Source organism: Corallococcus sp. RDP092CA (assembly GCF_041903675.1).
GTDB lineage: Bacteria > Myxococcota > Myxococcia > Myxococcales > Myxococcaceae > Corallococcus.
Genome location: NZ_JAYESI010000008.1, coordinates 59,169 through 74,390, shown reverse-complemented (window position 1 = coordinate 74,390; position 15,222 = coordinate 59,169). Strand labels below are relative to the sequence as shown.

Here is a 15,222-nt window from a genome sequence, read left to right as displayed (position 1 = left end):
TCGGATTGATTCTTGAGTCAACTGCTCATCAGCCGGCGGGGTGGGCGCCCGTTCAGCCGAGCGTGCCCTGGCGGAGGGCGGCGCCGTGCTTGTGGACGGCCTCCACGAGGAACTTCGCGGCGTCCGGGTCGGTGGGCGGGAGGATGCCGTGGCCCAGGTTGAAGATGTGCCCGGTGGGTCCGGCGCGGCGGAGGATGTCCTGCACGCGGCCGTCCAGTTCCTCGCGGGGGAGGAAGAGGTGGAGCGGATCCAGGTTGCCCTGGGTGGCGACGTCCGGCCCGAGGATGCGGCGGCCCTCGTCCACGGGGCAGCGCCAGTCCAGGCCGATGACGTCCGCGCCGGTGCGCTTCAGGAGCGGCAGGTGCGGGGTCATGTTGACGCCGAAGAGGATGACGGGGACGCCGGTGGCCTTGAGCTCCGTCACCATGCGGGTGAGGTACGGGAGGCTGAAGCGCTCGAAGTCCCAGGGGGACAGCTCGCCGCCCCAGGAGTCGAAGATCTGGACAATCCTGGCGCCGGCCTCCACCTGCATCTTGAGGTACGGGATGAGGGTGTCGGTGAGCTTCTGGAAGAGGCGGTGGGCGACCTCGGGCTGCTCGAAGAGCAGGCGCTTGATCTGGATGTAGCTCTTGGAGCCGCCGCCCTCGACCATGTACGCGGCGAGGGTGAAGGGCGCGCCCGCGAAGCCGATGACGGGCACGGAGTCATTCAGGGCCTTGCGCGTGCGGCGGATGGCCTCGGCGACGAAGCCGGTGCCTTCCACGGGGTCGGGGACGCCGAGCTTGTCGATGTCCGCGGGCGTGCGCAGCGGGTTGGGGAAGTGGGGGCCCTTGTCGCCCAGCTCCAGGTGGATGCCCATGGCCTCCACGGGGATGAGGATGTCGGAGAAGATGATGGCCGCGTCCACGCCCAGGCGGGTGATGGGCTGGACGGTGACTTCCGCGGCCAGATCCGGGTTCTTGCAGAGGTCCAGGAACGCGATGTTGCCGCGGATGGCTCGGTACTCTGGCAGGTAGCGGCCCGCCTGACGCATCAGCCACACGGGGGTGGTGTCGGTGGGCTGGCGGCGCGCCGCGCGCAGGAGTCGGTCGTTCACGTCGTCACCTTCGGGCGAGAGGGAGGCAGGGGCTTCACGGCCTGCGGTGTACCCCATCTTCATCACCCGGATGAACCGCTACCTTCAGAGCCTGCTCGCGCTCGCATGCGTGGCCCGGGCGGCGGGGCGGACGGCGGCTCCGGTCCGGGAGCCGTGGCCGCAGCCTGGGGAGCTGGTCCGCGGGGAGCGGGTGGCGAAGCCGATGGCGGGCCCGTTGTCGCCCTCCTCGTTCAGCCTCCGAGCGTTCGCGCCAGGTACGGCGCGGTGCGGCTCTCCTTCACCTTCGCCACCTGCTCCGGCGTGCCCTGCGCCACCACGCGGCCCCCGGCGTTGCCCGCGCCGGGCCCCACGTCGATGACGTGGTCGCTGGCGGCGATGACGCGCAGGTCGTGCTCCACGACGATGACCGTGTTGCCGGCGTCCACCAGCCCGTCCAGCTGCGCCATCAGCTTGTCCACGTCCGCCGGGTGCAGGCCGGTGGTGGGCTCGTCCAGCACGTAGAGCGTGTCGCCGTGCTGCGTGCGCTGGAGCTCCGTGGCCAGCTTGATGCGCTGCGCTTCGCCGCCGGACAGCTCCGTCGCGGGCTGCCCCAGCCGCAGGTACCCAAGGCCCACGTCGCGCAGCACCTTGAGCGCGCGGTGGAGCGGCGGCTCGTCCTGGAAGAAGTCGAAGGCGCCGTCCACCGTCATCCCCAGCACGTCCGCGACGTTCTTCTCGCGGTAGCGCACCTCCAGCGTCTTCGCGTTGTAGCGGGTGCCGTGGCACGTGGGGCACGGCGCGTACACGCTGGGCAGGAAGAGCAGCTCCACGCTCACGAAGCCCTCGCCCTCGCACGTGTCGCAGCGGCCTCCCGCCGTGTTGAAGGAGAAGCGCCCCGCGCCGTACTTGCGCGACCTCGACAGCGGCGTCGCCGCGAACAGCTTGCGCACGTGGTCGAACAGGCCCGTGTACGTCGCCAGGTTGGAGCGCGGCGTGCGGCCGATGGGCTTCTGGTCCACCGTCACCAGCCGGCGGATGGCCTCCATCCCCTCCTGGATATGGCCCTCGCTCGCCATCACCGGCTCGCGGTCCAGCGGCTCGCCCTCCTCCTCATCCGGCGCCAGCGCCTGGCCCAGCCTCCCGGCCACCAGCTCCACCAGCGCCTGGCTCACGAGGCTGGACTTGCCGGAGCCGGACACGCCCGTCACCGTGGTGAAGACGCCCAGCGGGAAGTCCACGTCCAGGCCGCGCAGGTTGTTGCGCTTCACGCCCTCCAGGCGCAGCCGCCCCGTGGGCCTGCGAGGCGTGCGGCGGTGCACGCGCGCCTCCTCGAAGAGGTAGCGCCGCGTCCGGGACGCCTCCACCTTCGCCAGCCCCTCCGGCACTCCGCTGTAGAGCACGCGCCCGCCGTGCTCACCGGCGGCGGGGCCCACGTCGACGATCCAGTCCGCGTGGCGGATGACGTCCACCTCGTGCTCCACCACGAACAGCGAGTTGCCCGCCTCCTTCAGCCGGTCCAGCGCCGTGAGCAGCGACTCCGTGTCCGCGGGGTGCAGGCCGGCGGACGGCTCATCCATCACGTACACGACGCCGAAGAGGTTGGAGCGCACCTGCGTGGCCAGCCGCAGCCGCTGCAGCTCTCCCGGCGACAGCGTGGGCGTGCTGCGCTCCAGCGACAGGTAGCCCAGGCCCAGGTCCATCAGCACCTGGATGCGCGCGAGCAGGTCCTGGGTGATGCGCTGGGCGACGATGAGCTTCTCCGGGTGCTCGCGGGCCATGCCCTCCGCGTCCCTCCCCTTCCCTTCCGCCGTGGGCCGGATGAGCGCCGCGACCTGCTCCAGCGGCAGGCGGGACAGGTCGCCGATGTCGAGCCCGGCGAACTTCACCGACAGCGACTCGCGCTTCAGGCGCTTGCCCTCGCACAGCGAGCAGTCGCTGGCGACCATGTACCGGGCGACGCGCTTCTTCATCATCGCGCTCTGGGTCGTCGCGAAGGTGGACATCACGTAGCGCTTCGCGCCCGTGAAGGTGCCCATGTAGCTGGGCGGCTCCTTGCGGGCCATGGCCCGCTTGACCTCTGCGGACGAGAAGCCCGCGTAGACGGGGACGGTGGGCTGCTCGTCCGTGAAGAGGATCCACTGGCGGTCCTTCTTCGGCAGGTCGCGCCAGGGCTTGTCGATGTCGTACCCGAGCGTCACCAGGATGTCGCGCAGGTTCTGGCCATGCCACGCGGGCGGCCACGCGGCGACGGCGCGCTCGCGGATGCTCAAGGAGTCATCCGGCACCATGGAGCGCTCGGTCACCTCGAACACGCGGCCGATGCCGTGGCACTTCGGGCACGCGCCCGCGGGCGTGTTCGGGGAGAAGGCGTCCGAGTCCAGCCGCTCCAGCTTCGGCGGGTACGCGCCCGCGCGCGAGTACAGCATGCGCACGGAGTTCGACAGCGTCGTCACGCTGCCCACCGACGAGCGCGACGTCGGCGCGCCCCGGTGCTGCTGGAGCGCCACCGCCGGGGGCAGCCCTTCGATGGCGTCCACCTCCGGCACGCCCACCTGATCGATCAGCCGCCGGGCATACGGGGCCACGGACTCGAAGTAGCGCCGCTGCGCCTCCGCGTAGAGCGTCCCGAAGGCGAGCGACGACTTGCCGGAGCCGGACACGCCGGTGAAGACCACCAGCGCGTCACGCGGGATGTCCACGTCCACGTGCTTCAGGTTGTGTTCCCGGGCACCCCGGACGCGGACGAAGCCGGAGGGGGCGGGGGTCTTTCGGGTGCGGGGTGCTTTCGGAGTGGCCATGCCAGGGCGCAACCTGCCTACCCGCGCGGGCGCGGTCATCCACGAAGCGCGCCGTCCCGTCAGAATCCCGATGCGGCTCGCGCAACCACCGTCTGGCGGAGGACACGAGGCCGGTGGCTCCGCTGTCGCCCGGCACCTTGGGGCGATCCAGTCCAGGCACCGCCGGCACCACGCACCGCCCGAGAAGAATGAGGAGCAGTGTCGAGCCCCCGTCATTATAGAAGCTGCCGGTGAAGGCCTCCGTGACGCCCGGCGAAGGTGAGACGAAGACGTCCTGTCCCCCGTTACCGCGCGCGACGCGCCCCGTGCCTTCCGAGACGTCGTGCGCCAGCGCAGCGCCCCCCGGCGCTGGACGCTCGCATCCTCGAAGGATTCCACGGCCCAGCCATCGTCGAGCCGGTCCGGGGGCGAGCTTGGCCCCGTGGGCGACCGCTTTCCTCTGTACACCCTGAGGCCTCCCCACGGCAGCACCCTCCGCTGGAGCATCGCCGCACGTGGCATCGCGCCGGCCCTGGACGCGCGGCAGCCCATGTCATGTGGAGACGCCATCGCGGCCTAGCGATTCTTCGCGGCCTGTTCGCGCATGCGCGCTTCCCGCTCGCGCAGCTCGGGCGTGAACTCGGCGCCAAAGTCGTCGTCTTCGTAGACCTGTCGCAGCTCCAGCTCCACGTTGCCGCCCGCGTCGGAGGAGGGCCAGCGCTTGAGCCACTCCAGGGCCTCCTCGCGCGACTTCACCTGGATGAGGGTGAAGCCCGCGATGAGCTCCTTCGTCTCCGTGAAGGGGCCGTCGATGATGGTGGGCTTGCCGTTCGTGAACTTCACGCGCGCGCCCTTGCTGCTGGGATGAAGGCCCTCCCCCTGGAGCATCACGCCCGCCTTCACCATCTCCTCGTTGTAGGCGCCCATGGCGGCGAGCAGCTTCTCGTCGGGGAGGACGCCCGCCTCGGTGTCCTTGTCCGCCCTGCGGATGATCATGAATCGCACGGTCGTGTCTCCTGCCGCGCGCCATCGGGCCGCGGGGGTGTTCTTCGTCCTGCTTTCAGGATGGCAACGAATAGGGCTGGGGAAAATCGACACGGCCTTTTTATTTTCCCGCCGCGTCCTTCAAGTCCTCGCAATCACGGGCCTTTCCATTTCCCGGCCGCGAGTGTGAGAGTGCCCCCATGCGCGCCGGAGCGACCGCCACCGGGACGAAGAGGCCCTTTCCGGCCAGCGGCCTCCTGCACCCCGGGGTGCTCATGGCCGTGGTCCTGCTCGTGCTGAACGACCACGTGTTCAAGGCGCGCTGGCCGTCGTGGTGGACGGGGAAGCTCTCCGACGTCGCCGGGCTCGCCATGTTCCCCGTGGTCCTCCAGGCGCTGTGGGAGCAGGCGTTCCAGCGACGCGCGCGGGACTTCCGCCCATCGTTCCCGGTGCTCGCGGGGGCGGTCGTGCTGACGGGCTTGTGCTTCGCCTCGACGAAGCTTTCACACGACGCCGGGGATGCGTGGCGGTGGGCACTGGGCGGACTGCAGTGGCCCTTCTTCGCGCTGCGTGCGTTGCTCGCGGGTGCGCGCATCCCCGGGGTGCGGCCCACGGTGCACACGGTGGACATCACGGATCTGCTCACGCTGCCTGCGCTGTGTATTCCCTTGTGGCTGGGATGGCGGCGCGCTCGCGCGGCACTCGAGCAGGACGCGCGGATTCCCGCGCATGAGGAGTCTTCGCTCCCTCATTGATTGCTGTGAGCTGCGCGGTGAGTGTTTCACGTCGCTTCGCGGGACGTGTCAGACCCCCAATTACAGTCAGCCCCCGCCACGCATTGAACCGGCAGGGGCCATCATGTCCGCGCGTTCGTCTCAATCCCATACATCCACGCCTTCAAACATCCTGGAGCAGGTGCGGCAGTGCGCCGCGGCCGTCACCCGCTATCCGCTGGACATCCTGACGGAGCATGCGCAGCTCGAGGATGAGCTGGGCATCGACTCCGTGAAGCTCGCGGAGATCGCCGCGGTCATCGCCCGCGAGTTCCACCTGCCGCCGGACCGGATGCCGCGCAGCGGGAAGGCTCGCACGCTCGGCGCCATCGCCGAGGCGGTCTCGGAGGCGCTGCACACGGAGCCCGCGCCGTCACTTCACGTGGCCTCCGTCGGCGCCGTCGTGGAGGCGGAGGGCGGCACCGGTGCTCCGGTCACGCAGGAGCTGCTGCCGCGCGTGCGCGCCGTGTTCGCGCGCGTGACGCGCTATCCGGAGGAGCTGCTCACGCCGCACGCGGACCTGGAGGACGAGCTGGGCATCGACTCCGTGAAGCAGGCGGAGGTGCTGGCCGTGCTGACGAAGGAGCTGGGACTGGGCGAGGCGCCGAAGCCCTCGCAGCGCCTGCGCACGATGGCCGCCATCGCCGACGCGGCCCGCGCGCTGCTGCCGGCCCCGCCGCCCGTCGCGGACGAGGGGGCTCGTGCGCCCGCGCGGTCGGCGCCCGCGCCGGTCGCGTCGCGCAGGGGGCTGCCGTTCGAGGGGAAGGTCGCGCTCGTCACGGGTTCGGGCAAGGGCATCGGCCGGGTCATCGCGACGCGGCTGGCGCGGGCGGGGGCGACGGTGATCGTCAACTCGTTCCACTCGCGCGAGGGCGGCGAGAAGACGGCGCGGGACATCGTGGACGCGGGTGGCAGGGCGGTCCACCTGTGGGGCTCCGTGGCGCAGGAGGAGCACCTGGAGCGGATGTTCGCGATGATCCGCGAGCAGTTGGGCGGGCTGGACCTGCTCGTGTGCAACGCGTCCAACGGGCTCATCGGTCCGTTCGACCGCATCGCGCCCCGGGACTGGGACAAGGCGTTCCGCACCTGCATCACCGGCACCTACGAGTGCGCGATGCGCGCGCGCCCGCTGATGGCCGCGCGTGGAGGCGGGAGCATCGTCACCATGTCCACGTCCATGTCGCAGCGGTACATGCACGACCTGGGCTGCCAGGGCGTGGTGAAGGCGAGCGTGGAGTCCCTCACGCGCTACCTGGCCGCGGAGCTGGCGCCGGATGGCATCCGCACCAACTGCGTGGCCGCGGGGCCCGTGCACGGGGAGCTGCTGGGGATGTTCCCGGATGCCGCGGGGCGCGTCGCGCGCTGGGAGTCCGCGACGCCGGGCGGGCGGCTGTGCACCGCGGACGACGTCGCGGACGTGACCGAGCTGCTGCTGGGGCCCAAGACCCAGCGCGTGAATGGCGCCATCTGGGTGGTGGACGCCGGCCTCTCCGGGACCGTGGACGGCCTGCTGCCGGCCGCTCGCGCGTCCTGACCTCTCGCCTTCTGGAGCCACCACCATGGACTTCTTCGCTGTCCCGTACGACATCCACTTCGACGACACGATGGCCTACGGGAGCCATCACTTCCTCACCAACTTCAAGTTCCAGTGCGCGGGCCGCGAGCACCTGCTCTTCAGCCCGCACGCCTTCGAGACACCCGAGTTCCGGCGCGACTTCGAGCAGGTGCTCCTGCTCACCTACGAGGGCTATTCGCGCAACCTCGCCCCCGCCGCGCTGGGGGACCGGCTGGTGGTGCTGACCTCGCTGGAGGCGCGGGGCGAGGTGTCCCTGCGCTTCTGCTTCCGCACGTTGAAGCGCGACGGCACGCCGGTGGCGTGCGGCTATCAGACCGTGCTCTGCGCGGACCGGCAGGGAGCGCTGCGTGCATTCCCGGAGTCCTTCCAGCGCAGCTTCGAGGCGCTGGCGGCGCTCCATGAGCCAGCGGGCCCGAAGACCTTCCGCGACCTCAGCTTGCAGGGAGGCGCTGGCGTCCAGGCGCTGTTCCCAGAGGCCGTGCGCGGGCTCGCGCGGACCCTGCTGGCGGACACCGCGCCGCGCGGTGTCTCGCGAACGGTGCACCTGCCGGATCCGGCGCCCGTGAAGTCCCCCCAAGAGGCGTCGGCCTCGACGCCGGGGCTCGGCGCGCCTGGCAGCGGAGCCACGTCGAGCGGCCTGCCGCGGACGATGCCTCCTCCCGGGCCGGTGGCCGAGGGGAGCCCCAACATGCCCCAGGCCTCCGCGTCGGAGCCTTACTCGCCTCCTGGAAAGGCTGCTCCAGGCGGTGCCTCAAGGACGAAGCACCTGTCGGATCCGACATCCGAGGAGTCTCTGAATGACGCTCCGGCCTCCACGCCAGCGCTTCAGTTGCCCACGGGCGCCACGGCGTTCCTGTTCGCCGGACAGGGCACGTTCGAGCCTGCTCTCTTCCTCAAACTGAAGGCGCTCCAGCCGGAGCTGCGCGCTGAGCTGGTGTCGGTCTCGGAGGCCTGCCGCACCCAGGGCATCGACGTGGGTCCGCTGCTCGCGGCGGAGGAGGTGAAGCAGGTGCACCGTGCGCTGGACGCGGCGCCGCTGTTGGATCAGCTCGGCATCTTCCTGTCCGGGGTGCTGGGGGCGCGGTGGCTGGAGCGGCAGGGCACGCGGCCGGACGTGTTCGTGGGACATAGCTTCGGGGAGATCGCGGCGATGACCGCGGCCGGAGCCCTGGACCTGCGCGCGGGCGCGGAGGTGGTGTGCCACCGAATCCGGGCGCTCCAGACGGTACCGGATGACCTGGGCACGCTCGCGGCGGTCGCCCTCTCGGCTCCGGAGACGGTCCGAGCCATGAAGGAGGGTGGAGCCCGGAGCCTGGAGGTCGCGGGTCGCAATCATCCGCGGCAGACCGTGGTCGCGGGACCACGTGAGGAGTTGGAGCGGCTGCGCGCGTTCCTGGAGCGGCAGGGCAAGGGCCTCACCTTCATCTCCAGCCGCTACCCCTTCCATCACCCATGCCTGGCGCCCGCGGTCGCCGCGTTCCGCGAGAGCCTCGCGGAACTGGCGGTGCAGCCAGTTCGTGGGCCCATCTATTCGCCCATCGAGCGGCGGGTGTACGCCGGTGGCCGGACGGAGCTGGCGGGAGCGCTCGCGTCCCACCTGGTGCGTCCCTTCGACTTCCCGGGCGCGATCGAGACGCTGGTGGGCGCGGGCTGTACTCGGTTCGTGGACTGCGGCACGGGCGGACGGCTGACGCGGATCGTCCAGCGCATCCTGCCGACGGACACGTCCATCACGCTGACGTCCGTGGACCGGGCGCTGCCCTCGAATCCTCCTGTCGTTCGAGACGCAACGCCAGGGGCCCCGGCGGTCGCGGTGGTGTCCCTGGGCTGCATGCTTCCGGGCGGCGCGAAGGATCCGGAGACGTACTGGCGGAACATCCAGCGCGGCATCAGCGGCATCGCCGATACGGGCCTGAGCCATCCGGACCAGGTCGTGGACTTCGTGGGCCCGGCGGTGACTCCAGACCGTACGTACACGCTGCTCACCGGGCGGGTCCTGGACAGCGACCTCGTCCCTCCGCCGGGAATCGCGCCGGCTCGGTTCCGCCGGTATGGCCGCGAGCAGCAGTTGCTGGCGATCGCGCTCTCACAGGCGATGGAATCCCTGCGGTCCACCGCACCGCGCGCGCCGGGACGCATCCAGTGCCTGCTTGGCTCCACCGCGGATGGCTCGCCCGAGTACGACGACGCGCTGTGCCTGGAAGCCGGTGAAGCGCTCCTGAGCGCGCGGGGAGACACCGATCGGGAGTTCTCCGCGCTGATGCGCGAAGCCCTGGGTGTCAGCGCCGCGTCCTCCGAACTTGCTCCGCATCCCACCCTTCAAGCCGTGGTGACGGACGTGGTGGGCCCGGCGGTGTCCACGGTGCTGCTCGATGCGGCGTGTGCTTCCTCGCTGTACGCCATCGCGCTGGGGATGAAGGCCCTGGAGCGTGGTGACGCCGACCTGGTGCTCGCGGGCGGAGTGTTCTCGCCGGGTCCAGGAAACAGCTGCCTGTTCTCCCAGTTCAAGGGGCTCTCCGCGACGGGGAGCCGGCCGTTCGACGAGCGCGCGGATGGCGTCATCTTCGGCGAGGGCGCGGGAATCGTCGGCCTCATGCGCCTGGAGGATGCCGTCTCCGAGGGGCTGAAGGTCCACGCGGTCATCCGTGGCGCGGGGATCTCCAGCGATGGGCGCAGCAGCTCCGCCAACGTCCCGCGAGCGGACGGACAGGTGGCCGCGATGGAGGCGTGCTACGCGGCGGCGGGCGTTGAGCCCGCGTCCATCCAGTACATCGAGGCGCACGGGACGGCCACGCCCGCCGGCGACACCACCGAGTTGCAGTCGATTGGCCGCGTCTTCGGCGGCAAGCGGAAGGGCCTTCAGCTCGCCAGCGTGAAGGCGCTGATCGGCCACGTCGGGTGGGCCGCGGGGGCGGCTTCGGTCATCAAGCTGTGCAAGGCGCTGGAGCACCGGAGCTTCCCGCCGCAGTCCCACTTCGACCGTCCGGGCGCGGGGCTTCGAGCGCTCGGGCCGGACTTCGAGGTGAGCACGCGGGAGCAGCCGTGGCCGGAGAACGGAGACCAGCCACGCCGCGCGGCCACGAACGGCTTCGGCTTCGGCGGCACGAACGCGCACCTGGTGCTGGAGGAGTACCGGGGAGGCCCGCTCGCGCCACGCGCCAGGGCCGCTCCGTCGACGGAGGGAGCGCTGGTGGTGGTGGCCGCGGAGGGGATGTTCCCGGAGGCGCGTTTCGAGGCCAAGGGATTGCGGCTGCCCGCATCCGTGCGGCTGTTGCCGGACATCACCGAGGACATGGACCTCACGCAGCACCTGGGTCTCATCGTCGCGAGTGACCTCGTGAAGAAGCTCGGGGCCTTTGATTCGCTGCGGATGGGGACGGCCATCGTCCTGGGGCTGGAGGGGAAGACACGCCGGGGCGTGGAGGCCACGCAGCGCGTGCTGGCGGACTCCACGCGGCGCAGGCTGCGAGAGCACCTCCAGCGCACGCCGGACTCCGCGCGGCTCCTGCCGCTGGTGGATCGCCTCCACGCGGCGGTGGGCGTGCTGCGGCCCACGGGGCCCTACACGCTCCAGGGAATGATGCCCAACGTCACGCCAGGGCGGGTGGCGGGGGTACTCGACACCAAGGGTCCGAACTTCGTGGTGGATGCGGGGGCCAGCACCCTGGCCGCGTCGCTGCGGGCCTCGACGGCCCTGCTGGAGAGCGGCTTCGAGTTGGTGCTCGTGGGCAGCGCCCACGTGCGGCGCCCCGGTGACGGTCCCACTGCATCCGCGCCCGAAGAGGGCATGACGATGCTTGCGGTGACCACGGTCGCGAAGGCGGAAGCGCACGGTTTGAAGCCGCTGTGCCACCTGTGGATGGCCGGAGAGGCCGGCGCAGGACCGGGCATCACGTTGCCGCCACACTCGGCGGAGGAAGCCCAGGACGTGCTCAGTGCGGTACGGGCCGCGGCGGAGGGACGGTCCTCCACGCTGCGCTTCCATCCGGATGCCGCGACCGGCGCACGGCTGGTGCTCCAGGTGCGACCTGGACGCAGCGCGCAGTCCGAAGCCTCGGAAGGACAGTCGATGGCGGCAAGGCCCCCGTCCGGCGCGAGCCGCGACCTGGAGCCGTCCGCCGGCCTCTCGGACATGACGCCTGCCCTCAGTGCTGAGAAGCGAGAACCCCGAGGGGACGCCCCACCGACGGGGCACCGCACGAACCTGTCCGACAGTTGGACAGGTTTGGACGACCAGTTCGGGTCCTCCCGCACTGACGCCTGCGCACTGCTGCGCCCCTCCGACCCCACCCCATCACCAGCGAGGGGTGAGACACATCCGCCTCAGCCAGGCTCTGGAAACCTGTCCGACAGCCAGACAGGTCTGGAGAGTCGGGCCGGCCCTTCGGGCGCCAACGAGCGAACACTGACACACGCCTTCGGCCCGGCAGCGTCCCTACCGATGGACAGGACGCGTCCGCCCCCTCGGAGCAGCGGAAACCTGTCGGACAGCCGGACGGGTTGGGAGAACCAGGGCACGGAGGGCCGCCCGCTCCAGCCAGCTCAAGAAAACGTGTCCGACAGTCGGACTGGTTTGGACCTCAGCCAGCCGGCGGAAAGCCCTCAGCCGCCAGGCCACGGGAACTTGTCCGACAGTCGACCCGGTTTGGCTTCTTCCGCCCGGAAGGCACAGTCACCACACCCGAGCAGCAGAAACCTGTCCGACAGTCGGCCCGGTTTGAACCGGACCGGGCCGGAGGGAAGCCCGCTCCAACCGAGCCGAGAGGACCTGTCCGACAGTCGGACCGACTTGAACCGGGCCGGACGAGAGGAATTCTGGCTTCAGTCGAACCACGGAAACCTGTCGGACCGTCGGATTGGTTTGGATCACGCGGGGCTGAAGGGGCTCCCGCTCCAGCCGAGCCGCGAGAACCTGTCCGACAGTCGGACAGGCTTGGACCACGCCGCGCCGGAGGGAAGCCCGCCTCTGCCGGGCCACGGAAACCTGTCGGACCGTCGGACTGGTTTGGGCCACTCAGGGCCGGAGGGGGTGCTGCTCCATCCAAACCACGGGAACTTGTCCGACAGTGGGACTGGTTTGGGCCTCTCCGCACCGGAGGAGAGCCCGCCCAAGCCGAGCCACGGGAACTTGTCCGACAGTCGGACAGGCTTGGAGCATGCCGCGCCGGAGGGGAGACCATTTCCGCCGGGCATTGGAAACCTGTCCGACAGCCGGACTGGTTTGGGCTTCTCAGGGCCGGAGGAGGTGCTGCTCCAGCCAGGCCACGGGAACTTGTCCGACAGTCGGACCGGTTTGGCGAACCGGGTCGGCCGGGAGGCTGCCGGCTTGGAGGTCCGTGGGGCTGGCGCTTCGTTTGCACCCGGAGCCATCGCGACGACTCCCTTGCATTCCGAATCAGCGGCGTCCGCGACGACCGATGCCGTGCAGACACGCGTGGGCGCGGCTCGCATGGGGGATGTCCGTCCGCCGCCGATCTCCTCCGCTCCCCCCCCGGAGACCGCCGACGGCTTCGACCACTCGGCTCCCATCCGCTACCACGCACCGGTGCTCGTTGAACGTCCGGCGGTGGCGACAGGTGCTTCGCGACTTCGTGGCCGGCGGGTGCTGTTCATTGCCCAGGACGAGTCCGTGGCCCGTGAGCTTGCGACCCAGGCACCTGATGTCTGCGGCCCTGAGTTCCGCATCCTCCACGCGGGCAGCTCCGACACGGGAGCGCGGATCCACGGCATCGACCTCACTCGGGAGGAGACCGCGGAGGCCGGCCTGGAAGCGCTCCACTTCGAGCCACAGGTCATCGTCGCGGTCTGCCGGATGTCCTCCCAGGAGACCGAGTCGTCGGTCATCGCGGACACGGCCTTGCGTCACGAGGCGCTGGAGCTGCTCTTCCTGGCCGCTCGCCGCGCCTATGAGCGACTGTCCGCCGGCACGGTGTCGCTGGCGAGCCTGTGCATTGGCGGCGTCGGTGCCCATCGGAGACTGCACCCCGTCACCGGCCTCTTCGCGGGCCTGCTCAAGTCCCTGGGCCGCGAGGTCCCCGCTCGTGGCATCCGCGCCATCGCCACGAGCCCCCTGTCACTCAGCGCGGCGCTCGACCACGTCGGGTCCGAGCTGAGCGCCGGCGATGACTCCGCGCCCGTCGAGGTCTGCTTCGACGGGGCCGTCCGCTGCGTCCGGCTGCTCCAGCCCACGGACCTCCCGGCACGACCCGCCGTCACGCTCGACTCCCGTTCGGTGGTCCTGCTCACGGGCGGTGGACGCGGCGTGACGGCCGTCCTCGCCGGAGCGCTGCTCAAGCGCTACGGCTGCAAGGTCATCCTCCTGGGACGCAGCGACCCGACAGATGCGCCCGAGCGCGTGCTCCAGGCACGCGACGAGGAGCTGGGCGCCGTGGAGCGCGAGTTCTATGCCTCCGAGCTCGCCCGCGACAGCGCCATGCGGATGCCCGCGCTGCGTGCTCGCTTCGAACGCCACCTGGCCGTGCGGGAGCTGCGGGCCACGCTCGACGGACTCACGCGGCTCCCCGGCCAGATGACCTACCGCGCCGCGGACGTCACCCGCCCCGAGGACGTGGACCGCGTGGTGGAGGAGCTGAGCCGCGAGCACGGCCGGCTCGACCTGGTGATCCACGGCGCGGGCACGCAGGTCTCCAAGAAGCTCCAGCGCCGCCGCCTCACGGAGCTGCGAAGCACGCTGGACACCAAGCTGCTGGGGCTGCGCAACCTCCGCGAGTCCTGCGCGCGCCGCCTCCCGGCCCCCGTGCCCTTCCACGTCCTCACCTCCGCGTTCAGCTACATCGGCAATGACGGACAGGCGGACTACGGCGCGGCGAATGAAGCGCTGGACCGGCTCTGTGCCTGGGTCAGCGACGCGCGCCAGGACGTGCAGTGGTGCAGCGTGGGCTGGCTCGCCTGGGACGGCATCGGCATGACGCGCGGCTCGGAGTACCGCGTCCTTGGCGCCAGTCGCCGGCTGCGCGGCATCCGCGCCGAGGAGGGTGAGGCGCTGTTCCTCCAGTTGGTGGAAGGCCAGCCCATCCACCCCATCAACGTCCAGCTCACCGAGAGCGAGCGCGCCTTCTATGGCCTGGAGGTGCTCAGCCCGGCCCCGCGTCCCACGCGCAGCGACCGCACCGAGGACTCGGCCAGCGTCCCCGCCCAGGAGGCGCTCGCCCGGCCCCCGCCCACCCCGGAGCCACCGCGTCCCACGCGCAAGCACCTCACCGTGGACGCGGCGAGCGTCCCCTGCCTGGAGGACCACCTCGTCCGAGGCACGCCCACCCTGCCCGGCGCCTGGGCCCTGGACCTGATGTTCCAGGCCGCCCTGGACGACGCGCGCCCCGAGCTGCGCACCGTCACCATCGAGGACGTGCGCTTCTCCCGCTTCATCCGCGTGAAGCCCGGAGGCCAGCAGCCCCTGCGCGCCGAGTGCACGCCGCTCACCGACGCCCCGGGCCAGCACAGCGTGCAGGTGAAGCTCACCGGCGACGTCGTCCATGCCTCCGGCGTCGTGCTGGAGCGCGACCTCGTCTACGCCGAGGCCCGCTTCACGCTGACGGCGGAGCCCCCCAGGGCCTCGCCGCGACTGGAGGCGGCCCGCGCTTCGGGCCACGGCGTGGCCGCGCATGATCCGCACTGCACCTCGGGCTCGCCCATCGAGCTGCGCCGGATGTTCGACTGCCTGGAGGAGATCCGCCTGGAGCAGGACGCCCGCTTCGCGAGGCTCGGGCTGCCGGAGACACCTCGGGAGGCGGGCCACGGTGTGCCGGCGCTCGTGCTGGACGCGGCCCTGCGCCTGAGCGCGATGCACGTGGAGGGCGTGTCCAATGACGTGTTCGCGCCCGTGGGCGTCCAGCGGGCCACGTTCGACCGGGACCTGGTCGCGCACGGCGCCAGCGCCCCACGCCGCCTCACTTTGAAGGCGCTCGCCCCCCGCGTGGAGGGAGCGTTGCTCCAGTGCGGCACCGCGGCGGCGCATGACGAGACCGGCCGCCTGCGGATGCTCGTCGAAGGCGGCGTCGCCCGCCCCATGGCTTGAAC

At 71.1% G+C, this 15,222-nt stretch carries 6 protein-coding genes; 3 read left to right on the top strand and 3 right to left on the bottom strand.

Features of this window, described 5'->3' with window-relative positions:
• Positions 1 to 52: 52 nt before the first annotated feature.
• From hemE to U8525_RS11550, 3 genes are all read right to left on the bottom strand, one after another.
• Positions 53 to 1,096, bottom strand: a complete 1,044-nt coding sequence (gene hemE, locus U8525_RS11560; RefSeq protein WP_374264764.1) for a uroporphyrinogen decarboxylase — start codon at positions 1,094 to 1,096, stop codon at positions 53 to 55.
• A gap of 230 nt (positions 1,097 to 1,326) precedes the next feature.
• Complete coding sequence (uvrA, locus tag U8525_RS11555) at positions 1,327 to 3,873, bottom strand: excinuclease ABC subunit UvrA (protein WP_374264762.1); 2,547 nt, start codon at positions 3,871 to 3,873, stop codon at positions 1,327 to 1,329.
• A 555-nt stretch (positions 3,874 to 4,428) separates the two neighbouring features.
• Complete coding sequence (locus U8525_RS11550; protein ID WP_374264760.1) at positions 4,429 to 4,857, bottom strand: YciI family protein; 429 nt, start codon at positions 4,855 to 4,857, stop codon at positions 4,429 to 4,431.
• Positions 4,858 to 5,036: 179 nt separating this feature from the next.
• On the opposite strand from U8525_RS11550, the gene U8525_RS11545 reads away from it, so the two are divergent.
• The 3 genes from U8525_RS11545 to U8525_RS11535 all read left to right on the top strand — a co-directional run bounded on the left by U8525_RS11545 (position 5,037) and on the right by U8525_RS11535 (position 15,220).
• The gene (locus tag U8525_RS11545) at positions 5,037 to 5,591 is read left to right on the top strand and encodes a hypothetical protein (protein ID WP_374264758.1); all 555 of its coding nucleotides are present in this window, start codon (positions 5,037 to 5,039) and stop codon (positions 5,589 to 5,591) included.
• Between the two features lie 103 nt (positions 5,592 to 5,694).
• Positions 5,695 to 7,143 carry an SDR family oxidoreductase gene (locus U8525_RS11540; RefSeq protein WP_374264756.1) on the top strand — a complete coding sequence of 483 codons (1,449 nt, stop codon included), beginning with the start codon at positions 5,695 to 5,697 and terminating at the stop codon, positions 7,141 to 7,143.
• A gap of 25 nt (positions 7,144 to 7,168) precedes the next feature.
• Positions 7,169 to 15,220 (top strand): SDR family NAD(P)-dependent oxidoreductase, encoded by an 8,052-nt coding sequence (locus U8525_RS11535; RefSeq protein ID WP_374264754.1) that lies wholly within the window; start codon positions 7,169 to 7,171, stop codon positions 15,218 to 15,220.
• The last annotated feature ends 2 nt before the right edge of the window (positions 15,221 to 15,222 follow it).

What these genes read in the sequence shown, in the direction of transcription:
- U8525_RS11545 (WP_374264758.1), top strand. Translation starts at nt 5,037, where the DNA reads ATGCGCGCCGGAGCGACCGCCACCGGGACGAAGAGGCCCTTTCCGGCC.
- U8525_RS11540 (WP_374264756.1), top strand. Translation starts at nt 5,695, where the DNA reads ATGTCCGCGCGTTCGTCTCAATCCCATACATCCACGCCTTCAAACATC.
- U8525_RS11535 (WP_374264754.1), top strand. Translation starts at nt 7,169, where the DNA reads ATGGACTTCTTCGCTGTCCCGTACGACATCCACTTCGACGACACGATG.
- uvrA (WP_374264762.1), bottom strand. Translation starts at nt 3,873, where the DNA reads ATGGCCACTCCGAAAGCACCCCGCACCCGAAAGACCCCCGCCCCCTCC.